Annotated in this window: 23 protein-coding genes; 13 read left to right on the top strand and 10 right to left on the bottom strand. The window is 72.3% G+C overall.

Annotation, left to right across the window (positions count from 1 at the left end; all coding sequences use genetic code 11):
- Nucleotides 1–90: 90 nt before the first annotated feature.
- Nucleotides 91–351 carry a DUF3263 domain-containing protein gene (locus tag DVA86_RS26340; protein WP_208881981.1) on the top strand — a complete coding sequence of 87 codons (261 nt, stop codon included), beginning with the start codon at nucleotides 91–93 and terminating at the stop codon, nucleotides 349–351.
- Nucleotides 352–582: 231 nt separating this feature from the next.
- Here DVA86_RS26340 and DVA86_RS26335 read toward each other — a convergent pair whose 3' ends face one another.
- From DVA86_RS26335 to DVA86_RS26315, 5 genes are all read right to left on the bottom strand, one after another.
- Nucleotides 583–2,538 carry an alkyl/aryl-sulfatase gene (locus DVA86_RS26335; RefSeq protein WP_208881980.1) on the bottom strand — a complete coding sequence of 652 codons (1,956 nt, stop codon included), beginning with the start codon at nucleotides 2,536–2,538 and terminating at the stop codon, nucleotides 583–585.
- 532 nt (nucleotides 2,539–3,070) lie between these two features.
- Entirely contained in the window at nucleotides 3,071–3,319 is a 249-nt protein-coding gene (locus tag DVA86_RS26330; protein WP_208881978.1) for a hypothetical protein, read from the bottom strand.
- Nucleotides 3,320–3,352: 33 nt separating this feature from the next.
- Nucleotides 3,353–4,132 carry a thioesterase II family protein gene (locus DVA86_RS26325; RefSeq protein WP_208881977.1) on the bottom strand — a complete coding sequence of 260 codons (780 nt, stop codon included), beginning with the start codon at nucleotides 4,130–4,132 and terminating at the stop codon, nucleotides 3,353–3,355.
- Between the two features lie 385 nt (nucleotides 4,133–4,517).
- Complete coding sequence (locus DVA86_RS26320; RefSeq protein ID WP_208881975.1) at nucleotides 4,518–5,357, bottom strand: DUF4097 family beta strand repeat-containing protein; 840 nt, start codon at nucleotides 5,355–5,357, stop codon at nucleotides 4,518–4,520.
- A 74-nt stretch (nucleotides 5,358–5,431) separates the two neighbouring features.
- Nucleotides 5,432–5,965 carry a hypothetical protein gene (locus DVA86_RS26315; RefSeq protein WP_208881974.1) on the bottom strand — a complete coding sequence of 178 codons (534 nt, stop codon included), beginning with the start codon at nucleotides 5,963–5,965 and terminating at the stop codon, nucleotides 5,432–5,434.
- A 516-nt stretch (nucleotides 5,966–6,481) separates the two neighbouring features.
- Here DVA86_RS26315 and DVA86_RS26310 point away from each other — a divergent pair.
- From DVA86_RS26310 to DVA86_RS26295, 4 genes are all read left to right on the top strand, one after another.
- Nucleotides 6,482–7,204 (top strand): LmbU family transcriptional regulator, encoded by a 723-nt coding sequence (locus DVA86_RS26310; RefSeq protein WP_208881972.1) that lies wholly within the window; start codon nucleotides 6,482–6,484, stop codon nucleotides 7,202–7,204.
- A gap of 60 nt (nucleotides 7,205–7,264) precedes the next feature.
- A complete protein-coding gene (locus tag DVA86_RS26305; RefSeq protein WP_208881970.1) occupies nucleotides 7,265–8,077 on the top strand; it encodes a dimethylarginine dimethylaminohydrolase family protein in 813 nt (270 codons plus the stop codon).
- Nucleotides 8,078–8,252: 175 nt separating this feature from the next.
- Nucleotides 8,253–9,023, top strand: a complete 771-nt coding sequence (locus DVA86_RS26300; protein ID WP_208881968.1) for an aminotransferase class I/II-fold pyridoxal phosphate-dependent enzyme — start codon at nucleotides 8,253–8,255, stop codon at nucleotides 9,021–9,023.
- A gap of 43 nt (nucleotides 9,024–9,066) precedes the next feature.
- Nucleotides 9,067–9,729 carry an aminotransferase class I/II-fold pyridoxal phosphate-dependent enzyme gene (locus tag DVA86_RS26295; protein WP_208881966.1) on the top strand — a complete coding sequence of 221 codons (663 nt, stop codon included), beginning with the start codon at nucleotides 9,067–9,069 and terminating at the stop codon, nucleotides 9,727–9,729.
- Here DVA86_RS26295 and DVA86_RS26290 read toward each other — a convergent pair.
- Together DVA86_RS26290 and DVA86_RS26285 are read right to left on the bottom strand one after the other, a co-directional pair.
- Entirely contained in the window at nucleotides 9,702–10,358 is a 657-nt protein-coding gene (locus tag DVA86_RS26290; protein ID WP_208881965.1) for a response regulator transcription factor, read from the bottom strand. The two genes, DVA86_RS26295 and DVA86_RS26290, sit on opposite strands and share 28 nt — an antisense overlap.
- A complete protein-coding gene (locus DVA86_RS26285; protein WP_208881963.1) occupies nucleotides 10,346–11,620 on the bottom strand; it encodes a sensor histidine kinase in 1,275 nt (424 codons plus the stop codon). The genes DVA86_RS26290 and DVA86_RS26285 overlap by 13 nt, the downstream gene beginning before the upstream one ends.
- Nucleotides 11,621–11,873: 253 nt before the next feature.
- On the opposite strand from DVA86_RS26285, the gene DVA86_RS26280 reads away from it, so the two are divergent.
- Genes DVA86_RS26280 through DVA86_RS26270 form a run of 3 tightly spaced genes read left to right on the top strand, consistent with a single transcriptional unit; the run spans nucleotide 11,874 to nucleotide 15,403 of the window.
- Complete coding sequence (locus DVA86_RS26280) at nucleotides 11,874–12,122, top strand: hypothetical protein (RefSeq protein WP_208885629.1); 249 nt, start codon at nucleotides 11,874–11,876, stop codon at nucleotides 12,120–12,122.
- Nucleotides 12,119–12,880 (top strand): ABC transporter ATP-binding protein, encoded by a 762-nt coding sequence (locus tag DVA86_RS26275; protein WP_208881961.1) that lies wholly within the window; start codon nucleotides 12,119–12,121, stop codon nucleotides 12,878–12,880. The genes DVA86_RS26280 and DVA86_RS26275 overlap by 4 nt, the downstream gene beginning before the upstream one ends.
- 3 nt (nucleotides 12,881–12,883) lie before the next feature.
- Nucleotides 12,884–15,403 carry an ABC transporter permease gene (locus DVA86_RS26270; protein WP_208881959.1) on the top strand — a complete coding sequence of 840 codons (2,520 nt, stop codon included), beginning with the start codon at nucleotides 12,884–12,886 and terminating at the stop codon, nucleotides 15,401–15,403.
- Between the two features lie 109 nt (nucleotides 15,404–15,512).
- Here DVA86_RS26270 and DVA86_RS26265 read toward each other — a convergent pair whose 3' ends face one another.
- Nucleotides 15,513–16,052: an NUDIX domain-containing protein gene (locus DVA86_RS26265; RefSeq protein WP_245997188.1), complete on the bottom strand. Its 540-nt coding sequence runs from the start codon at nucleotides 16,050–16,052 to the stop codon at nucleotides 15,513–15,515.
- A 40-nt stretch (nucleotides 16,053–16,092) separates the two neighbouring features.
- On the bottom strand, nucleotides 16,093–17,427 hold the full coding sequence (locus DVA86_RS26260; protein WP_208881955.1) for an NsdA family TPR-like regulatory protein: 1,335 nt from the start codon (nucleotides 17,425–17,427) through the stop codon (nucleotides 16,093–16,095).
- Between the two features lie 200 nt (nucleotides 17,428–17,627).
- On the opposite strand from DVA86_RS26260, the gene DVA86_RS26255 reads away from it, so the two are divergent.
- The 5 genes from DVA86_RS26255 (at nucleotide 17,628) to DVA86_RS26235 (ending at nucleotide 20,294) form a co-directional block, all read left to right on the top strand.
- Nucleotides 17,628–17,942, top strand: a complete 315-nt coding sequence (locus tag DVA86_RS26255) for a DUF6415 family natural product biosynthesis protein (RefSeq protein WP_208881954.1) — start codon at nucleotides 17,628–17,630, stop codon at nucleotides 17,940–17,942.
- The gene (locus DVA86_RS26250; RefSeq protein WP_208881952.1) at nucleotides 17,939–18,169 is read left to right on the top strand and encodes a hypothetical protein; all 231 of its coding nucleotides are present in this window, start codon (nucleotides 17,939–17,941) and stop codon (nucleotides 18,167–18,169) included. Before DVA86_RS26255 ends, DVA86_RS26250 begins: the two co-directional genes overlap by 4 nt.
- Nucleotides 18,170–18,553: 384 nt before the next feature.
- A complete protein-coding gene (locus tag DVA86_RS26245) occupies nucleotides 18,554–18,739 on the top strand; it encodes a hypothetical protein (protein WP_208881950.1) in 186 nt (61 codons plus the stop codon).
- 479 nt (nucleotides 18,740–19,218) lie between these two features.
- Nucleotides 19,219–19,854 (top strand): nucleoside/nucleotide kinase family protein, encoded by a 636-nt coding sequence (locus DVA86_RS26240; RefSeq protein WP_208885183.1) that lies wholly within the window; start codon nucleotides 19,219–19,221, stop codon nucleotides 19,852–19,854.
- The gene (locus DVA86_RS26235; protein WP_208881948.1) at nucleotides 19,842–20,294 is read left to right on the top strand and encodes a YbhB/YbcL family Raf kinase inhibitor-like protein; all 453 of its coding nucleotides are present in this window, start codon (nucleotides 19,842–19,844) and stop codon (nucleotides 20,292–20,294) included. Before DVA86_RS26240 ends, DVA86_RS26235 begins: the two co-directional genes overlap by 13 nt.
- Before the next feature lie 175 nt (nucleotides 20,295–20,469).
- On the opposite strand, the gene DVA86_RS26230 is transcribed toward DVA86_RS26235, so the two are convergent.
- On the bottom strand, nucleotides 20,470–22,383 hold the full coding sequence (locus DVA86_RS26230; protein ID WP_208881947.1) for a right-handed parallel beta-helix repeat-containing protein: 1,914 nt from the start codon (nucleotides 22,381–22,383) through the stop codon (nucleotides 20,470–20,472).
- Nucleotides 22,384–22,419: the final 36 nt, after the last annotated feature.

The following is a 22,419-nucleotide window of genomic DNA, read 5'->3' as shown; positions in this document are numbered from 1 at the left end:
GCGGTGCCGTTGGCGGGCGGCGCGTACGGTTCCGGGCCGGGCCTGTCCGGGCCGGGCCGGGGTGTCGGAGGGGGCCGGTAGCGTGGAGACATGGCTGAGGAGGACCGGGAAGGCACCACGGACGGGGAGCTGTCCGAACGGGACAGGGCGATCCTCGCGGTGGAACGCCGCGGGTGGTCCGGGCCCGGCACGAAGGAGCGCGCGATACGGGAGCGGCTCGGCCTCTCCCCGACCCGCTACTACCAGCTTCTGAACGCCCTGCTGGACGATCCACGCGCGCTGGCCCACGACCCGGTGACCGTCAACCGCCTCCGCCGCCGCCGCACCACCCACCGCACCCGCCGCGCGTAGGTTCCCAGCCCGTCCGGCGTTTGAGGACGCCGGCGCCCCCACTCCCCAGCCCGTCCGGCGTTTGAGGACGGCCCTCGGCCACGATGCGCGTGTGCTCGGCCAGGCACGGTGCCTTGGCTCCGGCGGTGGCCGCCCCGGTCTGTCCTCAATCGCTGGACGGGCTTGATGCGGTGGCCGCTCCGGTCTGTCCTAATCGCCGGTCGGGCTTGATTGGGCCGTCCGGCCCGGCCGTCATGGCGTGACGATCGCGAAGTCCGGATCCGGCGCACTGAGACAGCCGAAGAGTTCCGCCAGTTTCGACGCGTCCCCCGTGACCTCCGCGCGGTCGCGGACTTCCGGCGGCAACGGCTCGCCGGGCGCCGTACGGCCCAGCAGGACCGCCCGCAGGTCCGGCTCGTCGAGCGTGACCTCGACGTCCGGCGCGCCTCCCACCGCGTCACCGTCGCCCGCCGCGTCACCGCCGCCCGCGACGTGGGTGAGCACCCCGTTCCGCAGCCGCACCGTGACCGTGTCCGGGCCCCGGCCCGGACGGCGTTCGCCGCCGCGGATGTGCCAGCGGACCATGATGTCGGCGTCCCAGCTGCGCGGCCCGTCCACGCGGATCGCGAGTGCGTCGAACAACTGCTCCAGCGTCAGCGCGCTCATCAGGTCGGGGGACGCGGTGACGGTCGGGGTGCCGACGGAGCCGTGCCGCAGCTCGTAGGCGCCCATCAGGTAGAAGTTGCGCCAGGGACCGTTCTCGCAGCCGTAGCCGAGCTGTTCCAGGGCGTCCGCCTGCAGGGCGCGCGCCTCCGCGTGGTCGGGCTGGGCGAACAGCACGTGGTGGACGACCTGGGCGACCCAGCGGAAGTCCCCGCTGTCGTACGAGGCGCGGGCACGGCGTACGACCTCGTCGGCGCCGCCCATGAAGTCCACGTACCGGCGCGCGGCCTCGACGGGCGGGTGCTCCCACAGGTGCGCGGGGTTGCCGTCGAACCAGCCCATGTACTTCTGGTAGACGGCCTTGGTGTTGTGGCTGACGGAGCCGTAGTAGCCGTGCGTGTGCCAGGCCCGTTCCAGGGCCGGGGGCAGCTCCATGCGTTCGGCGATCTCCAGCGCCGTCATGCCCTCGTTGAGCATGCGCACCGTCTGGTCGTGCAGGTACGCGTACAGGTCGCGCTGCTCGGACAGGTACGCCACCATCCGCTCGCGGCCCCAGACCGGCCAGTGGTGCGAGGCGAAGGCCACGTCGGAGGAGTCCCCGAACAGCGCGATGGCCTCGGTCAGATACCGCGCCCACTCGTGCGGGTCGCGGACCTCCGCACCGCGCAGGGTGAGGAGGTTGTGCAGGTTGTGGGTCGCGTTCTCCGCCATGCACAGGGCCGCGTGGCCGGGGAAGTGGATGTTGAGCTCCGCCGGTGCCTCGGTGCCGGGGGTCAGCTGGAACACCATGCCGATGCCGTCCACGGTCTCGGTCTGGCCGGTACGGGAGATGTCGGCGGTCGGCGGAATGAGGCCGACGGACCCCGTCGACGTCGTCTGGCCCAGGCCCGCGCCGATCTGCCCCCGCGGGCCCTTGGCCAGCGCCGCCCCGTACATGTAGGCGGCGCGGCGGGCCATGGCCGTACCGGCGTAGATGTTCTCGCTGACGGCGTGCTCCAGGAAACCGCGGGGAGCGAGGACGGGGACTCCGGCCGCGACCTCGTCCTCGGTGACCACTCCGCGTACGCCGCCGAAGTGGTCGGCGTGGCTGTGCGTGTACAGGACGCCGGTGACGGGACGGTCGCCGCGGTGGGCGCGGTACAGCGCGAGCGCCGCGGCGGCGGGCTCGGCGGACAGCAGCGGATCGACGACCAGGATGCCGCGCTCGCCCTCGACCACCGTCATATTGGACAGGTCGAAGCCGCGGACCTGGTAGATGCCCTCCACGACCTCGAACAGCCCGTGCCGGGCCGCCAGCCTGCTCTGGCGCCACAGGCTGGGATTGGCGGTGCCGGGACAGTCCCCGGCGAGGAACCCGTACGCCTCCAGGTTCCACACGACACCGCCGTCGGCCCCCCGGATCACCGGCTCCTGCGCCGTACCGAGGAAGCCGCGGCGGGCGTCGTCGAGATCGCGGGTGTCGTCGAAGGGGTAGCGGGAGCGGACGGCGTTGTTCTGGGCCGCGACCAGTGGTTCGGCGGGCCTGGGGTCGGAATTCTGGGACATCGCGTTCTCCCTCGCCGCCGGGTCTTTCCTCGGGCCGCCGCCACGGTGGTGCGCCGGGCGCGGAAGCGCCGGTTGTCACCTTGGCCCGCGGGGGGCGGGCCCACCATCTGGTCTGCGCCATCCGGGGCCCTTTCAGCAGCTGCGCCTGCACTTCGGGTGGTGGGAAGCGGCCACTCCCCAGCCTGTCCGGCGTTCGAGGACGGCCGTCGGCCGCGATGCGCGTGTGCTCGGCGAAGCAGGGTGACTTGGCTTTGGCGTTGGCCGCTGCGGTTCGTCCTCAAGCGCCGGACGGGCTGGATTCCGTGCGCGTGCTCGCCACGCAGCAGCTGCGTGGCGGCTGAGACCGGCATCGCCGAGTGCGCGGCCGACCGGCCAGACAGGGTGGCCGTACATGCCTGGTGGCAGGGTAAGGTCCGCCGCATGGGCAGCGACTCTCCCCCCGGCAACCCGTCCCCCGCGGGCCAAGGTGTCAACCGGCCGTGCCGCGCCCGGCGAACCACCGTGGCGGCGGCTCGCAGCAAGACACTGTGCCTCATACACATCTGACGCTTCGGACGATGCGCGAGGTGTAAATGAACACCAACACCGCCGCAAGCCGGTCCGACCACGCCCCCAACTCCCCATACGTCAACGACGCCCCACCGCACACCACCGCCACCTCATCCGGCACCGCGGCCACCCGCGCACCGAACAACTCCGGGATCGAGCCTGAAATCCCGGCGCCGGTGTCGTTCAACTCGCCGAAAGCGGAGGGCGAAATACCAACGTCAAAGGAACGCAAAGGAACCACCTCAGGTGTCTTCTGGGCAGGCCGTCAGGCCAGCAGGGTCCGGCCGAGGAATTCGTAGAGCTCCGCACTGGTCTGCTCGTCGGAGAAGTAGAAGTGACCGCCGGGATAAACCAGGGTCTCGAAACGTGCGCTGGTGTACGTGCGCCAGCCCTGCACACTCTCCACCGAGACCCGGCTGTCGTCCATGCCGACCATCGCGGTGATCGGACTGTCCACCCGGGGAACGGGGCTGATGCGGTGCTGTTCCCAGAGCCGGAAATCGGCGAGAACGCTGGGCAGCAGGGCCTCCATGGCGTCCTCGTCGTCGGCGATCTCCGCCTCGAATCCGCCGAGCCGCAGCACCGCCGCGCGGAATTCCGCGGCCGACAGCTCGTGCATCTTCGGTCCCTTGCCGATCTCCTCGGGCGCGGCCTGCGCGGAGAGGAACAGATGGGCGGGCTGCGGAAGTCCGCGGGCCCGCAGTGCCTGCGCCACCGCGTGGGCCAGCAGCGCGCCGCAGGAGTGCCCGAAGAAGGAGAACGGCCCGGTCAGCAGGGGTCGCAGGGCCTGCGTCATGGAGCGGACCAGCGGCGGCACCCGGGTGGGGAAGTCCTCGTCGACGCGGTTCTGCCGGCCCGGCAGCTGAACGGCCGTCACCTCGATGCCGTCGGGCAGTCCGAATGCCCAGTCGGCGTACGCACTGGCGCCGCCACCCGCGTGCGGAAAGCAGATCAGCCGGTGACCGCAATGGGTGCGCCGGGCGCGCCAGAGCGCGGAACTCTCCGCGACCAGCCCCGCGCTGGATCCGCGCGTACCTGTTCCCATTTCTCCTCCGCGATGGGTTGAGCGAAATACAGGGAAAGCACAGGAATTACAGAAGGCGCCCGGCGGTCAGAGAGATGGGGCGACGGCCTTGCTGCCGTAATCAATGCCTGAGCGAATGTCACCGTAACGCGGCGCGGCGGAGATTCGGAAGCCTGAAGTGCGGCGCCGAGAAAAGGGACCGCAAACGGGTGCCGCCAGGTGTCCTGTCGGCAGGACAGCATGCGCCCGGCACACCTGAAATCGGCTGGTGGCAGGAGCGTAACGGGCACCGCCACGGGTGCCGTGAGTACGTACTCCGCCGGGACGGCAACTCCGCCCGGAGGATGTCACGCAAAAGAGCGTCGCGGGGAGTGTCCCCGCGACGCGGTGCCGCCGAACCGGCGGTTCAGGCGCGCCGGATGACGATGTCCCCGAGCGACGTACGCGCCCGCACCTGGGCCGTCTCCTCGGCGGCCTCGGGTCCCTCGGCGGACGTGAGCCCGTTGCGTACGGAGCCCCGCCGCGTACGGACGTCGAGGCGCGCCGCCGTGCCCGCGCGGATGCCCAACTCCAGCTCGCCGACGCCCGTTTCGACGCTGGTGGAGCCGCGCACGATGCCGCCGACCCGAATGCTGCCGTTGGCGGCCTTGGCGACGACGGAGGACTCGGCCTGGTCGACGGAGATGGGGCCGTTGCCCGCGGTCAGCCACGCGTCGTCGTGCGCGAGGCCGACCCAGATGTCGCCGTTGGTGTTCTTCGCCACCACCGAGCCCACGACCTCGACCAGCCGGGCGGAGCCGCTGCCCAGGACGACCTCGGCGTGCCCGTTGACCCGTTCGGCGACGACGTCGCTTATGCCCGCTTCCACATGGAGTGCGTCCGTCTCGGCCAGCTCGATGTCGCCCATGCCGGACTTGAACCGGCAGGCGCCGAGGCGGCCTTCGCAGCGCAGCGCGGCGGAGGTGACGGTGCCGCGCAGCTGTGATCCGGTCGGCAGCTCGATGTGCACGTCGGCCGAACCGCTCTCGCCGAACCGCAGATACTGCTTGGGGGCCTTGACCAGCAGCCGTCCCCCCGAGTAGTCGACGCGCACCCGCTCGGCCGCCTTGACGTCCGAGTCGCGGTCCGCGTCGGTCGGCGCCACCGTGACGGTGGTGTCGGCACGGTCGCTGGCGATGATCCGCACGTCACCGACGGGGAGTTCGATCGTGACGGAGATCGGCTCGGGGGTGTCGAAAGCGGGCATGGCCCTCTCCTGATGGGGGCGCTGTACGTCCCCGCTCGCGGGACGATGAGTGTCCATGACGGGTGGACGCCGGGTCAGCGGACCCAGCCGGAGTAGCGCTGCTCGCCGCGCGGGGCGCGGCGGTCGATGCGCCGGCTCTCGGACGCCAGGACGGCGTTGCAGGCGCGGACGAGCCACGCGTTCACGGAGAGGCCCTGCTTGCTGGCGGCCTCGTCGATCAGGAGCTTGAGGTGCTCCGGCGGCCGGAAGTTGATGCGCGCGGTGCCGCTGCTCTCGGCGGCGGACTCGGGCTGGCGCGCGGCCTGCGCGCTCTCGGAGACGAACTCGTAGCCGTGCTCGTCCTCGTCGTCGTACGACTCGTCGGACGGCGGCAGCGTGACGACGAAGTGCGGCTCGAGGCCGCGCAGTCGGACGTCGACGGAGCCGGGCGCCAGGTCGCGGGTGATCTCGTCGGCCGCGGCCGAGAGGGCCTTCAGCAGCGTGAGACGCGTGGCCGACTCGAGCGGCCCGATGAGCCGCTCCGCGAGCACACGGGCGTCCTCGCCGCCTCCTCCGGCGGCAACCATGAACTCGTGGCAGAGCTCGTCAACATACGGCCGCATTTCCATGGCTTCATTATGGCACAACGGTGTCACCTGACCGCACCGTCATGACCCTGCGTGACGCCACTCGATGAAGAAGCCGCTGGTGGCGCTGCTATAGCGCAGTCTAATTCTTCTTTGCCGGGGACGGCAGAGACAGCAGTAAGCGGTCTCTTGGATTCCACTTATTACACACTGTTCTTGATTCACTACTCACCGATTCCTGACTGTCCCGTCAGCAGGACAGCCAGGCGCCAAGGGCACCATAGTGGTGCCGTTCTGGCTCAATCTGCGTTACGTTCTGTTCGTCGGCGGTCACTTCACCGCACAGACGATCTTCACGGCTTAGCGCGACCGAACACGGCAGCTTTCCGACCGGCGCCCCGGGCGCTTCGTCCCTGCCAGGTGCACCAGTCTGCACACGACCGCTGGCGGGGTCTCCGGCGGTTCACGGCCGGTCGCTGCCAGAGAGCTCATAGCGGAATTTGTCATTCCAGGCCAGAACGAGCACTGAACGTCCGTTCACCACAAACGAGGGGTTCAATGGACGCGGCAACGGAAACGCAGGTTGCGAAAGACACGCGGCCCAAGAAGCCGCTCCCGCTGCTGCCCGAGCAGCGGCGAGCCGCAAGCGCCCGGCACCCCGGGCGCAGCCAGGTGCTCACCACGGGGGTGGGCCTGCAGATGCCGGCTGAACTGACCTTCGAGGACTGGCAGCGCGCCGGCCTCCAGATATCGGGGCTCATCAATTCCTCGGTCTGGTGGCTCGGCGACTGGCTGGTCTACGGAAAGGACCATTTCGCGGACCGCTATCAACGCGGGGTCCGCGCGGCCGGTCTGCAGTATCAGACACTGCGCAACTACGCCTGGGTTTCCCGGCGTTTCGAGCTGCACCGGCGCAGACCGCAGCTGAGTTTCCAGCACCACGCCGAGGTCGCTTCCCTTCCGGTGCCGGAACAGGAATGGTGGCTCGACCGGGCGGAGCAGCAGAACTGGAGCACGAAGCAGCTCAGGAACTCCATTCGCGACGCCCAGGGCGAGAAGGACCCGGACGGAAAGCCGGAGTCGGAGATCCAGCGGCTGCCCGTTCCGGGAAACCGGCTGTCGCATTGGCGCCGTGCCGCGGAACAGGCCGGCGTGGACCTCAACAAGTGGGTCCTGGCAACGCTCGACAGAGCCGCCCGCCGGACGCTCGAGGAAGCCGAGCCGGCCGCCGCCGGCGCGGAGAACGACCGGACACGGGCGAGGGAACTCTCCGTTCGCTGAGGTCCGCCAGCGGCCACCGGGCCGAAGCAGCATCCCCACCCGCCTTCAGGGAGAGCCTTCATGAACCGCGACGTGATGATGTCCGACGCTGCCCATTTCCGGATCATCTATGAGATCAACCCCTATATGGACACGGGGTGTCAGCCGGACGCCGCGCTGGCCGCCGCCGAGCACAAGGCGATAGCGGCCGCACACCTGGCAGCCGGCCGCACCGTGCGCCACATGGAGTCGGCGCCCGAGTGCCCCGACATGGTCTACACGGCCAACGGCGCCTTCGTCTGCGACGGCCGCGCCGTGCTCGGCGACCCGCCCGCCATGCGGCAGGCGGAGATCCCGTACTTCCGCTCCTGGCTCAAGGAGAACGAGTTCGACGTCTTCGACCCGCCCTACGACTTCAGCGGCCAGGGCGACGCGCTGGCCTGCGGACGGTTCCTGCTCGCCGGGTACGGGCGGCGTACGGACCGGCGGATGCACGGCTTCCTCGGCGACCTGTACGGCCACGAGGTGGTGCCGCTGCGGACGGTGAGCGAGGAGTGGTACGACCTCGACCTGGCAGTCGCCGTCATCGACGAGCACACCGTCGCGTACCACCCGGAGGCGCTGGACCCGGCCAGCGCCGGCCGGCTGCGCGGGCTGGGACTGGAGCTCGTCGAGGTGTGCGCGGAGGACGCCCGCGCGTTCGCGCTCAACCTGATCAGCGACGGCAGCACGGTGACGATGACCCGCGGCGCCCCGCGGCTCGCGGCGGAGCTGCGCGAACGCGGCCTCGCGGTGGAGGAGTTGGACACCACCGAACTGCGCAAGGGAGGCGGCGGCGTGCGGTGCACCGCCCTCACCCTCGACAACCCCGCCCCGGACGGCGCGACCCGCTGACCGCCCGCCGACCAGCAGCCCCGCCCCGCCGGTTCGATCCCGGCGGGCCGGGGCTCGCTCATGCCACGGCCCGCCCCGGTTGCCGCCCCGGCAACCACCGGATGGCGCGGGGCCCCGCCCGGGTAGTGGGGCGCAGCAGTCCCAAGACGACGTGACGACGTAAGGACCCAGCGGCATGCATCCGGGAGAGGACATCATCGGGGACGGGCAGCTGCCCAACCCGTACGGCGACGCGGAACTCCTCCGCCGCTACGCGGCACTCGGCCACGATCCGGCCGGAGTCAGCTATCTCAGCCTCGGCGAGACCTGGCACTCGGCGGCGCCCGGGCTGGTCGCCGCGCTCGGCGAAGTCCCCCCGCACAGCCACGGATACCTGCTCACGCCGTACGGGCTCCCCGCCCTCCAGAGCGTGCTGCGCGACTACATACCCGCCGACCACGGCCTGCCGCCCGCGGGGCCCGGCGCGGACTACGACGTCGCCGTGTCCCAGCACAGCACGCGCAGCAGCATGTACCACTACGGGCGGCTGCTGCTGGAGGAACAGGACGCCGCCGCGTCCCGCCCCGTCGCCGTGTGCTCCTCCCCCGGCTGGGACTACCCCGGCGTCTACTCCGCGCTCGGCTACGACATGCGGCACTTCGAGGTCTCCCCGGGACGCGGCTACCAGCCGGACCCGCGGGACGTCGAGGAACTGCTGCTGAAGGCCCGCCGGGACACCTCCGGGCCCGTGCTCCTCATCCTCAACGCGCAGCACAATCCCACCGGTGCCGACGGGGAGGCCGCGGCCGTACGCGCGATGGTGCGGGCCGCCCTCGCGTACGACGCCGCGCTGCTCGTCGACGACGCCTACTACGCCGTGCACGACCCCGGGACCTCCCCCACACCCACCCTCCGCATCCTGCTGGTTCCCCTCGTGAGCCAAAGGGTGCGCCGGTGTCGAAAGTGACGAGACCAAGCGAGCGAGGGGCGAGCGAGCGCAGTGTCGAGGAGTGTCGACGCCGGGCTCAAGCGCCCGGAGGCGAACGAGGAGTAGCGGGCTCGCCGCCCTCGCCCCGCAGCGGCGTCCGCGCTGGCTGGCGGTACGCAGCCTGGGCAGGCAGTTCGGCTGCAACGGCTGGGGCATCGGGGCCGTCACCGGCGCCCCGGACACCCTGGAGGCGCTGTTCGGGCGGCTGCTGCCGCAGCACACGTACGCCACCGCCGTGCCGCTCCAGGCCGCGATGGCCGCCTGGCTGCGGGACGAGGCCAGCGCCGCGCACCTGGCCGCGCAGCGGGCCCGGTACGCGGCGGCCCGCGCGGAGGCCGTACGGCGGCTGCGCGAGGAGCTGCGCTGCCCGGACGACGCGTACGTCGCGGGCAGTTGCGCCGCCTACCTGCTGCTGCGCGTGCCGCCCTGGTACGCCGCCGCAGGGCACCCGGACGGCGACTACCGGCGGCACTGCCTGCTGCCCGCCGGGGTGCTACTCGGCGAGGGGCACATGAGCACGCCGGGCCTCGCGCCCCGCGACCCGCACGGGCACGTGCGCCTCTACCTCGGCCCCGGCGAGGAGGCCGTCGGCGGCGCGCTCGGGCGGCTGGCGGCCCGGGAACTCGGCTGGTACGGGCCTCGGTCCGGTACGGCGCCTCAGTCGCGGCGCGTGTCGTCCAGGTAGCGCAGGACGGCCGTGACACGGCGGTCCACGCGGTCCGTGGGGGCCAGGTCGAGCTTCGCGAAGATCTTGCGGATGTGCTTGTGCACGGCGCCGTCCGTGACGACGAGGCGTTCCGCGATGGTGGTGTTGCCCAGGCCCTCGGCCATCATCGCGAGTACCTCCCGCTCCCGCGGGCTGAGCCGTTCCAGCGCGGAGTCCTCGCGCGTACGCGTGAGCAGCTGCGCGACGACCTCCGGGTCGATGGCCGTGCCGCCGTCCGCCACCCGGTGCAGCGCGTCGAGGAACTGCTCGACGCGGCCCACCCGTTCCTTCAGCATGTAGCCGAGCCGGTTGGCGCCGCCGGAGAGGAGTTCGGTGGCGAAGGCCTGCTCGACGTACGCGGACAGCACCAGCACGGCCAGGCCGGGCCGTCGCCGGCGGGCCTCGACGGCCGCGACGATGCCCTCGTCGGTGTGCGTCGGCGGCATCCGTACGTCCACGATGGCGACGTCGGGCCGGTGTTCCTCGACGGCCGCGAGGAAGGCGTCCGGTCTGTCGGTGGTCGCCACCACGTCCAGGGACTCCGCGCGCAGCAGCAGCGCGACGCCCTCCCGCAGCAGAGGGTCGTCCTCGGCGATCACGATCCGCATGGCAACTCCACCTGGAGTGTGGTCGGCCCACCGGGTGGGCTGGTCAGGACGAGGCGCCCGTCGTGCGCCTCGATGCGGCGCCGGACTCCCGTGAGTCCGGAGCCGAGTTTCTCGTCGGCGCCGCCGTCGCCGTCGTCGTCGATGCGCAGCAGGAGCCGGTCGCCCTGCCTGCGTACGGTCACGCCGGCGTGCCGGGCACCGCTGTGCCGGGAGATGTTGGTGAGCGCCTCGGCCACCGCGAAGTAGGTGGTGGCCTCGACGGAGGCGGCGCACCGGCCCGGTACGTCGACGTCCGCGCGGCAGGGCACCCCGCAGTTCGCGGCGAGCCCCGCGATCGCCCCGGCCAGTCCGCGGTCGGCGAGGACGGGCGGCAGGATGCCGCGTACGACGGTACGCAGCTCGGCCAGGGCCTGTTCGGCGGCGTCCTGGGCGCGCTCCAGCACGGCGTCGGCGCCGGCCGGGTCGCGGGCCAGGGCGCGGCGGGCGGCGCCGAGCAGCACGGAGACGGCGACGAGCCGGTTCTGCGTACCGTCGTGCAGCGACCGTTCGATGCGCCGCAGTTCGGTCGCGTGCGCGTCGAGGGCGGCGGCGCGGGTCGCGGTGAGCTCCGCGACCCGCAGCGACAGGTCGGTGTCACGGGCGGCGGGCAGCAGGCGGCGGCCCGGCCACGCCTGGAGCCGCGCCAGCGAGGGCCCGAGCCCGATGAGGACGGCGATCCAGCCGAGGCCCACGAGCACGACGGCGAACACGCCGTACCAGTCGTGCACGGCCCAGAACTCCGGTGCCGCACTGGCCTCGCCCTTGGGCAGCAGCTGCCAGTACAGCGGGTACGTGATGTCGCGCACCGCCCAGAACGGCAGCGTCGCGCCCAGCAGGCCGACGAGCAGCCCGAAGGTGCCGTGCGTGGCCACCCAGCCCAGTTCACGCCGTACGGACCGGTCCGCCAGGACCGCGCGGGGCCCGTACGGCACCGGACCCGGCCCGATGAGCTCCACCGGCCCCCAGCGGGACAGCCGGGCGCGCTCCCGGTTGGCCACGGCCCGCACCGCGCGCGCCGTGGTCGGCACCAGGAACAGCCCCACGCCGACGAGGCAGGCGAGCGCGACGCCGATCATCCAGAGCAGCACGACCACGGCCAGGATGGCGGTGCCGAGGCCGCCGACGATGTGCTCGAGCCCGTCGAGCGTCGCGCGGCCCCGGGCCCGCAGGTCACGTTCGACGGCCCGCCTCAGGCCGGCCGTACCGGCCTTGTCGGCCTGCATCCGCTGCTCCCCCGTTCGTCCCGGACCCCCGTTCGTCCGGACCCCCGTTCGTCCCGGACCCCTCCCCGGTCCGGCGACGATATGGCACCGGCGCCGCGCCTGTCAGGCCGCGGACCGGGGAGTACAGCCTGCTGTACCACGGCTGACCGGCTGGCGGGATCGTACGGGGAGGCCGCCGCTCGTAGCGTGATGCTCCGTCAAGCGGCCCACCGGACGAGGAGACGCCGTGTCGGACCCCTACCGTTTTCCCGATATGCCCGGATCTGGTGCGCCGGGCACCCCCGGCGGCCCGGACGGCGGCGGTCCGGACGGCCCCGGCACGGACCCGCAGCGCGGGATGCTGCGGCCGGTGCTGTGGACCGGACTGGTGATCAGCGCCGCCGCCAACGCGCTGCTCTCCGGCACCGGCGCCAGCGTGCCGGCCGGCATCGGGTGCGGGCTGCTGACCCTGGCCTGCGCCACCGCGCTCGTCGTCCACCACTACCGGAACCGGCGCGGATGAGGACCGCCGCCGAGTACGGCCCTCCCGGCACGTCCCGGCAGGCGCACGCCGTCGCGCTGGAGAACGTCACCAAGACCTACCCAGGCGGCGTCACCGCCCTCGACGACGTGTCCCTCGCCGTACGCCCCGGCACGTTCACCGCCGTGATGGGCCCGTCCGGCTCAGGCAAGAGCACGCTGATGCACTGCGCGGCCGGGCTGGACGCGCCGACCGAGGGCACCGTCCACATCGACGGCACCGCCATCAGCAGGCTGAGCGAGACCCACCGCACCGAACTGCGCCGCGACCGCGTCGGGTTCGTGTTCCAGTCCTACAACCTCGTGCCGTCGCTCAGCATCGCCGACAACATCACCCTGCCGCTGCGGCTCGCGGGCAAGCGCCCGGACCACGACTGGCTGCGGCTGCTCGTCGAACGGGTCGGCCTGGAGGGCCGGCTGACGCACCGCCCCGCCGAACTCTCCGGCGGGCAGCAGCAGCGCGCCGCCATCGCCCGCGCGCTGGTGTCCCGGCCCGCCGTCGTGTTCGCCGACGAGCCGACCGGCGCGCTGGACCTGCGTACGGCCCGCGAGGTACTCGGGCTGCTCCGCGACCTGGTCGCCGGCCTCGGCCAGACGGTGGTGATGGTCACCCACGACCCCGCCGCCGCCTCGCGGTCGGACCGGGCGCTGGTCATGGCCGACGGCCGGGTGGTCGACACCCTCGAGTCCCCTACGGCCGCGGAGCTGGCGCACCGCATCACCACCCTGGAAACGGAGTAGGCCGTGCTCTACCTGGCGTTGCGCATGGCGCGCCACCGGATCGCCGCGCTCGTCGCCGTCGCGTGCGCGACGCTCGGCGGCGCGGCCGTGCTCACCGCCGTCGGCGTGCTGGCCGAGTCGGGGCTGCGCTCGCACGCGCCCGTCGACCGGCTGGCGCGGGCCGATGTCGTCGTCTCGGCAGACCAGACGTACCGGCCTCCCGGCCCCCTGCCGTTCGCGCTGCCCGAACGGGCGCGGGTGCCAGGCGAGTTGACCGGACGGCTGGGACGGCTGCCCGGCGTCACGGCCGCCGTCGGCGACCTGAGCTTCCCCGCCGCCCCGGTCGACGGGCGCGGCCGGCCCGTCGCCGCCGGCGAGCCCGGGACCGCCGGACACGGCTGGTCCTCGGTCGCCCTGCTGGACGGCGCGGACGTGTCCGGCACGGCCCCGTCGGGCCGCGACGAGGTCGCCGTCGACGAGGCCACCGCGGAGGCCGCCGGGGTCAGGCCCGGCGGCCGGCTCACGGTCGTCGCCGCCGGACAGCCCGCCGACTACCGGGTGTCCGCCGTCGTCGCCGGCTCCGACCGCGGCGTCTACTTCGCCGACACCACCGCACGTCGCCTCGCCGGCCAGGGCGAACTCGCGGACGCAGTCGACCTCGTGGCACTCCGTACCGAACCGGACGCCCGCGGCTCCGTCGCCGAACAGGCCCGGAAGATCGCGCGGGAGGACGGGCTGACCGTGTCCACCGGCGCCTCGCGCGGCGACGTCGAGGCACCCGACGCGATGGCGGCGCGTAACGTCCTGCCGCTGATGGCGAGTTCGCTCGCCGGCGTCACCGTGCTCGTCGTCGGCTTCATCGTGGGCGGCGCCCTCGCCGTGTCCGTCGCCGCGCAGCGCCGTGACCTCGCTCTGATGCGCGCGGTCGGCGCCGTACCGCGGCAGGTACGCCGCCTCGCCGCCGCACAGGCGGCCCTCGTGACCCTGGTGACGCTGGTGCCGGGCGCCCTCCTCGGCTATCTGCTGGCCGAACGGTTCCGTGAACTCCTCGTCTGGGCAGGGATGCTGCCCGACTCGCTGCCGCTGACGTTCAGCCCGCTCCCCGCCGTCGCCGCGGCGCTGCTGCTGACCGGCGTCGTGTGGGTGTCGGCCTGGTGCTCCTCGTGGCGTACGTCGCGGATGCCCGCCACGGAAGCGGTCTCCGAGTCGCACAGCGAACCCCGTACGCCCTCCAGAGGCCGCGGATTCGCCGGCATGCTGCTCATCGCCGCCGCGACCGTACTGTCCGGCGGGCCCTTGCTGGCACGCTCGCAGGCCGGTGCGGCGGTCACCGCGGTCTCCGGCCTCGTGGCCGTGATCGGCCTCGCCCTCGCAGGCCCCGACCTGGTCCGCCGCATCGCCCGTACGCTGGCTCGCAGGCTGCCCGCGAAGGTGTCGGCGCCGACCTGGCTGGCCGTCGCCAACAGCCACGGGTACGCGCTGCGCGTCGCCGGCGCCGTCACCACCCTCGCCATGGCCGTGGTCTTCACCCTCACCTACACCCTGACCCAGACCACCGTCCTCGCGGCCACGGACGAGGACGCCGAGGCCGCCAACCGCGCCGAGTTCAGCCTGAGCGCCCCCGCGCTCGGCGGGCTCCCCGCCGACCTGCCCGCCGCCGTACGGGACACCCCCGGCGTGACGGCCGCGGAACCGGTCAGCGCGACCACGGTGCTGTGGACGTACGAGATGCTGGGCGAGCCGGAGACCGGCAACGGCTCGGCACTCATCCTCACCCCCGGCGCGCCCGAGGTGCTCGACCTCGACGTACGCTCCGGGGACCTCGGCGACCTGACCGGCGCCACCGTTGCCATGGACCAGGGCACCGCGGACCAGCACAACGCGTCCGTCGGCGAGCGCGTCAGCGTGATCCTCGGCGACGGCGCGCAGGTGGACGCGCGGCTCGTCGCGACGTACGCGCGCGGCCTCGGCCTCGGCCCCGTGGCGCTCTCCCGCGACCTGGCCGCGGGCCACACCACCACGGGCCTCGACCAGGACCTGCTGATCCGCACCGACGGCTCCGACGAGGCCCAACGCGGCCTCGCCGCCCTCGCCCAGTCCCGTCCGGGCCTCGCCCTGGACGACTCCTGGGACGCGCCGGGCGGGACACCGCCGGAACTGTGGATCAACATCGCGGTGCTCGCCGTACTCCTCGGCTACATCCTCCTCGGCATCGCCAACAAACTCATCGCCACGACGACCGCACGCCGCCACGAGATCGCCGCACTCCAGCTGATCGGCGCCACGCCGGCGCAGATACGGGCGATGATGCGGAAGGAGTCGACGCTGGTCGGTGGCCTCGCGCTGGCCACAGGGCTGCTGCTGTCGGCCGTGCCGCTCGCCCTGCTGGGCATCGGCTTCCTGGGCCGCCCGCTGCCGGCGGGCCCGGTCTGGCTGCTGCCGGCGGTGGCGGCGACGGTGGCGGGGATCGCGTTCGCCGCGATGGAGTTCCCGACCCGCAAGGCGCTCCGCACACCCCCGGCCCAAGCCCTGACCCGCGGCTGATCCCCGTCCCGCCGTGCACACGTGGACGGCGCTCAGCCACCAACTTGAGCCCGTCCGGCGATTGAGGACAGCCACCCGCCACGGACCACACACGGCGAGAGGACGGCGTCTACGCGTCAGCCCGGAGCCGGTGGAGCATGAGTAGCGCGGCCAGTGCGTTCGCCGATCGGATCTCGCCGCGCTCGATCAGCTCGGGCACGTTCTCCAGCGGCACCCATTCCCGCCGCGCCGACTCGATGTCGTCGGTCGGGATCTGCCGCACCTGCTCGGCACTGTCCGACCAGTACACGCGGTGGTGAGATGTCGAAATCCCGGGCATGGGATCCATGGAGACGAGGAGCCGCATCGGTCCTGGCCGCCAGCCGGTCTCTTCCTCGAACTCGCGCGCTGCTGCGGCTGCGGGGTCTTCGCCCTCGGCGGTGCCGCCGGAGGGAAGTTCCCAGCCCCAGGCGCCGGTGATGAAGCGGTGCCGCCACAGCAACAGCACCTCGTTCCGCTCGTTGACGACGGTCGCCACGGCCACGGGCCGCAGACGGATCACGGTGTGGTCGAGGCGGCGGCCGTCGGGCAGGGCGACGTCCGCCATGTTCACCGTGACCCAGCGGTTCTCGTACACGGTGTGCTCGCCGAGGTTCTGCCACACGGACACGGGAGCTGCCTCTCGTCGGGATCCCATCCCAGCACACGCGTCACATCGGCAGGTCGAGGACCCCGTCGATATGCTCCACGACGTCCGCGGCAGCGGCGCTGTTGGTCGCGGTGAGCGACCGGCGGACCTTCGTGAGGCGGTCGTTCAGGCGGCACGACTCCATGCCGGCCATGGTCTCCAGCATCTGACTCGCGGAGTTGACTGCGGCGTCGACGCTTCCCGCTTTCAACTCGCAGTCAGTGAGGGTGGCCAGCCGGTGTACGCGGCCCCGTGCGTGGGTCTGCGCTGCGACGGCCTGGGCGGCGTACGTCTGCGCGGGGCCGGTGTCACCGATCCGCATGAGCGCATCAGCCATGTTGGACTCCAGCAGTCCGGGCTGTACGTAGCCGGTTTCGGCTGGCTCCTCGTCCGGGCGGATCCGCTCCGCAGCGGTCTCAGCCAGGGTCATGCTCCTGCGGGCTGCCGCGCGGTCGCCCATCCGGGAGAACGCTTTGGCCTGCATCGCGTGCAGGTCGCAGGAGAGACCGGGCGAGATGGCGTGCCCGGCGGTGCGCAGCCCGGCTTCGGCGAAGGCGACTGCCGAGCGGTACTCGCCCAGGTAGAGCGACTGGTTGACCAGGAGCGCTATCACGTACCCGCCGAACGCCCGGTCGCCGGACGCCTTTGCGAGTCGGAGCGCTTGGTGGAAGTAGCGTTGCGCGAGGCCCTGGGTGTTCGAGTCGTAGGCGCAGATCCCGGCGATGGCGACGAGGCCGCCGGTCGCCCGGTGCAGTTCCCGGCCGATGGCGTCGGTGTACGCACCGTGAATGAGGGGCGCGGTGTCGGAGACGAGGTAGAGGAGCACGCGGGAGCGGGTCACGACGCCTCCTGTCTTGCGGTACATCTGCTCGTAGTGGGAGCGGGCGGCGCGCAGCGCGGTGATGTCGCGGGTCCGTACGCGTACGGACCCGTGCCGGGACACGTCGGTGTCCTCCGGCGGGTTCTCCCACTCCCACACGGGGCCGACGGCAGTCAGGCCGGTGAGGACGGGCGCCTGCCGGAGGTCGTCACGCTGCTGATGGTCACCGCGCCACAAGGCGGTCGCGCGGTTGAGGAAGGTCTCCAACGGTACCGCCGGGGTGGCAGGGGCGGCGCTGCCCATGCCGATGTCGTCAAGGGTGAGAGGCCGGGCGAGGCGCCTGGACAAGGTCTCCGCGATCAACTCGGGCACCCGGCCTCGGGGTTGCTGGCCCTTGAGCCAGCGGATCACCGAACTGTGGTCGTAGCGCACGGTCTTCCCTCGCACCGAGGCTGCGCGATTGACCCGCGTGGCAAGGCCGAGCCGCGACATTCCCGCCTCGTCGAGTAGCGCGCCGAGCAATGTGTTGGGCTCCATGTGCCCCCCCAGGGACCGGACGTCCGCTCAGCGTAGCCACACTCCGGTCACACACTGTGTGAAGCCGTCAACGCACAGCCCCTGCAGCACACAATGGCACTGGCCGCAGCAGGTGCCTGATCGTGTGGCACATGAAAGGGAAAGAGCTGCCCCCACTCGTCGAAGGCGACCCAACCGGCACAACGACGGCCGGGGCGCCCTTGGACATTCACGCGATCCGAACCACCGTCGACCGCGCACTACGCCCCCTCGCACGCCCGGCCCGGCCGGACATGGTCGAGCTGGAGCAGCTGCTGCGGGAGCACGTCGAGCAGCTGCTGCCAGCCGCGGAGTTCGCCATCGAGCAGATGTGGCACGGCTCGGTGGACTGGTGGGACCACCGCACCCAACTCGACCGCATCCGCCGTGACGCCGACCGCGGCCTCGGCGACAGCCCGCTGTCCGCGCACGTGCAGGTGCGACACCTCGCCCGCGACTGCGCAACCCTCCTCGCGTACGCGGGGGCAGAGCGGTGACCGCCGCGGCCGAACTACTCGCCCCGGGCGGCGAGTGCGCCGTGTGCAAGGAACACGCAGACGAACGCGTACTGGTCAGCCTGGTCGAAGTGGGCTCCGGACCGGGGCACTCCGTCCACGGCTGCCTGCCCTGCGCCCGCCGTCGAGCCGCCTCGCAGTTCGCCCCGTCGTGGCTCGCGGAGGACCTGGCCGTCATCGACGCGGAACGCGGAGGCACTGACTCGTGACGGACCTGCCCCGCCCCTGGCCGCGCTGACTGTACGCGGGCGCGCGGCCGGGAGGGGCACCACCGAGATAGGAGATCGCCATGTGCCGAGTCACCGGCCAGCCCTGCCAATTCGTCCGCCAAGGCGACGGGACCATGCGCTGCCAGAACTGCCGCCTCGTCGTCCAGTGACACCGACCCCCGCGCCCGGCGCGTGTGCGACGGACACCACTGGGCGCGGGCCCAACCCCGACAGGAGGACCGATGAGCGAGTACAGCGAGTACCAGGACCGGGCGAACGGCGTGGGGAAGGCAAGCACGCCAAGGACGAGGGCGGCGGTTGCATGGTCGTCGGGCCGTTACCGGCAGCGTTGGTCGGTATGGTCGTGGCGGCGTTATTCCGAGCATGGAGACGGTCCCTGTGAAGATCCTCGGCGTGCGGGAGTGCCAGAACCCGGCGTGCCCTGAAACGTCACCGCACGAGGATGACGAGGGCCTGCGGCTCTTCGGCGTGCCCTCGTGGTTGATCGCGTTCCTGACCGTGGTGGCCATGGGCGTGGGGATGCTGGCGTACACCGCCGCCGTACGCTGACCGCGACCACAGAGCGCATGCGTCCCACGGCGACCGTGGCGGGGATCGCGTTCGCCGCGATGGAGTTCCCGACCCGCAAGGCGCTCCGCACACCCCCGGCCCAAGCCCTGACCCGCGGCTGATCCCCGTCCCGCCGTGCACGCGTGGACGGCGCGCAACCAGCGATTGAGCCCGTCCGGCGATTGAGGACAGCCACCCGCCACGGACCAGCCGCACCGGCCGGTGAACGGACACGCACCACGACCAACCGCCGATCCGATTCTCAGCATGCGCCGATTCTGGCGGACAGCCCCGGGCAGGGCAGCACGCGCGCGGCGCGGCCGCGTACGGTCGGGCGCGCGTCCCCGTACGAGCCGAGCCCCTGGAGAGCGCACGTGCACCCGCCCGCCGGACCCAACGCCGGAGCACACCCCGGACCCAGCGCCGGTCCTCCCGCCGAGACCGACTTCGCCGCCCTGCTCGCGCGGGCGCGGCGGCTCATGGAGCGGCCGGGGCGTGCCTTCCTCGGTGTCGCCGGGCCGCCCGCCGCCGGCAAAAGCACGCTGGCCGCGCTGCTCGCCCGCGAACTGGGGCCGTGTGCCTGCCTGTTGCCGATGGACGGCTTCCATCTGGCGGACTCGGTGCTGATCGCGCTCGGCCGCCGGAACCGGAAGGGTGCCCCGGACACGTTCGACGCCGCCGGTTTCGCCGCTCTCCTGCACCGGCTGCGGGAAGCGGAGGCATCCGAAGAGACCGTGTACGCGCCGCGCTTCCACCGGGAGATCGAGGAGTCCATCGCGGGCGAGATCGTCATCGGCCCGGAGACGGCCCTGGTCATCGCCGAGGGCAACTACCTGCTGCTGCCGGACGGCCCCTGGGCGCGTATCCGGCCGCTGCTGGACGAGGGCTGGTACGTGGAGCCGGACGAGGAGCTGCGGCTGCGGCGGCTGGTGGACCGGCACGTCGAGTTCGGCAAGAGCCCGGAGGAGGCGTACGCCTGGGCGCACGGCACCGACCAGGCGAACGCCGCCGTCATCGCGGCCACCCGCGGCCACGCCGACCTGCTGGTACGGCTGCCGCCCGGATGCGGAATGCGCCCGGACGAGGGGGGAACCCGGGCGCCATGGCTGGGATAGACCTCAAGAGTTCCGCGTTCAGCGACCACGCCCCCGTACCGCGCCGGTACTCGTGGGAGGGCGACAACGCCTCGCCGCCGCTGACCTGGTCGGGCGTGCCGGACGGTACGGCCGAGCTGGTGCTGCTGTGCGAGGACCCCGACGCCCCGTCGGGCACCTTCGTCCACTGGGCGGTACGCGGCATCGACCCGCGCACGGACGGCGTGGACGCGGGCGAGCCGCCGCCGGGCAGTACGGAGCTGGTCAACGGCTTCGGGCAGCGCGGCTGGGGCGGCCCCCTCCCGCCGCCCGGCGACGAGGCGCACCGCTACTTCTTCCGCCTCTACGCGCTCTCCGGGCCGAGCGCCCTCCCGGACGCGCCTTCGGCGGACGACGTGCACCAGGCGGTGGAGGAACGGCAGCTCGCCAGCGGCACGCTGGTGGGCCTGTACCAGCGCTGACCCGCCCGCCGAGCCCCGCCCAACCCAAGCCCGTCCGGCGTTCGAGGACGGCCTGAAGCGGCCACCTTCCGGTGGTGGCCCACAAGCCTGTGGCGCAGCGCACGCTTCGCCATGGCCGGGGGCTGTCCTCAAACGCCGGACGGGCCGGGTCGTGCCGGACGGGCTGGGGCGCGTGCTACGGGGCGCCGTTGATCACGAACTGCGAGCCCGGCTCGACCACCACGTCGCCCTCCGCCGAGTCGGTGATCGTCACGTCCGTCAGCGTCGCGCTGCCGCGCGCGCCGCCGTGGGCGAGGATGCCGGCGCCGTTGTTGGACTTGTCGATCACCACGTTGCTGATCGCCGCGTCCGGTACGGCGCCGCCGCCCGACTTGAACTGGATGCCGTCGTACGTCGAGTCGTGGATCTCGGTGTCCCGGATCGTGACGCCGGGGATGTCCCCGCTCGCCGCGAACAGCGTGATGGCGCCGAACTCCTGCGCCTCGCCCCAGAAGGCGCCGCCGCAGCGCTGGAGCGTGTTCCCGGCGAGCACGGTCTCGCCGGAGAACGGCAGCGGGTCGTGGTCCGTGGCCAGCATGATGCCGGGGTAGTTGGCGGTGTCGGCGATCAGGTTGTTCTCGGCCTTGTTGCCGTAACCGCCGTAGATCGCGATGCCGTTGGCCCGCCAGGGCAGCTGGATGGTGTTGTCGCGGAAGGTGTTGTCGTGCCCGATGTCCGTCGCCGGGTCCTTCACGTAGCGGCTGGCCCAGACGGCCAGCGCGTCGTCGCCGGTGGTGCGGAACGACGAGTTCGTCACGCTGGAGTTCCGGGTGCCGTTGGTGAAGTTGATGCCGTCGGCGTACGTGTTGCGGATGCGCATGCCGCTGAACTCCAGGCCGTCGCCCGGTCCCCACAGCTCCGGGATGTTGCTGTGGTCGCGGCCGGCCCAGACGCCCACGTTGGCGTGCTCGATCCACACGTTGGAGATCTTCGTGCCCTTGCCGAAGCGCCCGTTGAGGCCCACGCCGCCCTCGGCGCCGCCGTCCCCGCCGCGGATGGTGCCGGAGCCGAAGATGGCGATGTCGGAGATCCGGGTGTTGGCGTCGATGTCGAAGCCGAAGTTGCCCTCGTGCGGGTGGTTGATGCCGTCCGCCTCGTGCGGCGGTGTCTCCGTGTGGAACTGCGAGTGCCACATGCCCGCGCCGCGTACGGTCACGTCGCGGATGCCGACCTGGTTGTACTCGCCGCGGTCCTGCGGGTCGTCGGTCAGGATCTTCTGCTCCTGCCGCCACTGCCCGGCGGGCACCCACACGCACTCGATGGTGCCGTTCTGGTCGTCCGTCACAGCCTTCTGGAGGGCGGCCGTGTCGTCCTCGCCGTCGTCGGGCACCGCGCCGTACTCCTCGATCGAGGTGCATTCGGCGGGCTTCTCCGCGGGCGGCGCCACCTGCTCCAGGTCGACCAGGTCGATGACGTGGAACTCGGCGTCGTCGCCCTCGTCGCGCTGGAGCCGGAACGTGCTGCCGGCCGGGTAGCTCTCCGGCAGCAGCGCGTGCGACTCGTCGAACAGCCGCCGGGCGTCGGCCCCCGGCGTGTTCGTCAGCCCCTCGGGGTCGTCGGTGTTGCCGTACAGCCAGCTGTGCTTGGAGGACAGGTCGAGCTTCTGCACGAACGTGTCGTTGACGTAGAGGCTGATGGTGGCCTCGGTGCCGCCGCCGTTCGGCGCGTCGGGGATGGAGTTGCGCACGACGATCGAGTTCGCGGCGTCGGTGGAGGTGAACTCCACGAACTGCCCGGTGCCGTCCAGCCGTACGGACTGCCGCCCGGACGACTCGCTGCCGAAGTTGGTGTGCCCGAACGTCCGCTTCGAGTCGGCCTCCAGCAGGGTGCCCTCGTACGTGCCGGCCTCCGCCTCGTATTCGGTGTACGGGAGGTCCGCCCCGCTCTGGGCGGCTTGCGCGCCGGGTGCGGCGGCCGTGCCCCTTCCGCGGTCTGCGGTGCGGCCGCCGGGGTCGTCGGCCGCGGCGGTGAGGGGCACGAGCGCGACGGCGAGCAGGCCGGCCACGGGGATGCCGGTGATCAGCCGCCGTCTGAGTTGCGTCCTTTTCATGGGGGTCCTCGCCTGGTGCCGGGAGTGGGGGATGGA

The organism is Streptomyces armeniacus (assembly GCF_003355155.1).
GTDB lineage: Bacteria > Actinomycetota > Actinomycetes > Streptomycetales > Streptomycetaceae > Streptomyces > Streptomyces armeniacus.
The sequence above is the reverse complement of the archived record's forward strand: the minus strand, read 5'-3'. Positions and strand labels throughout refer to the sequence as shown.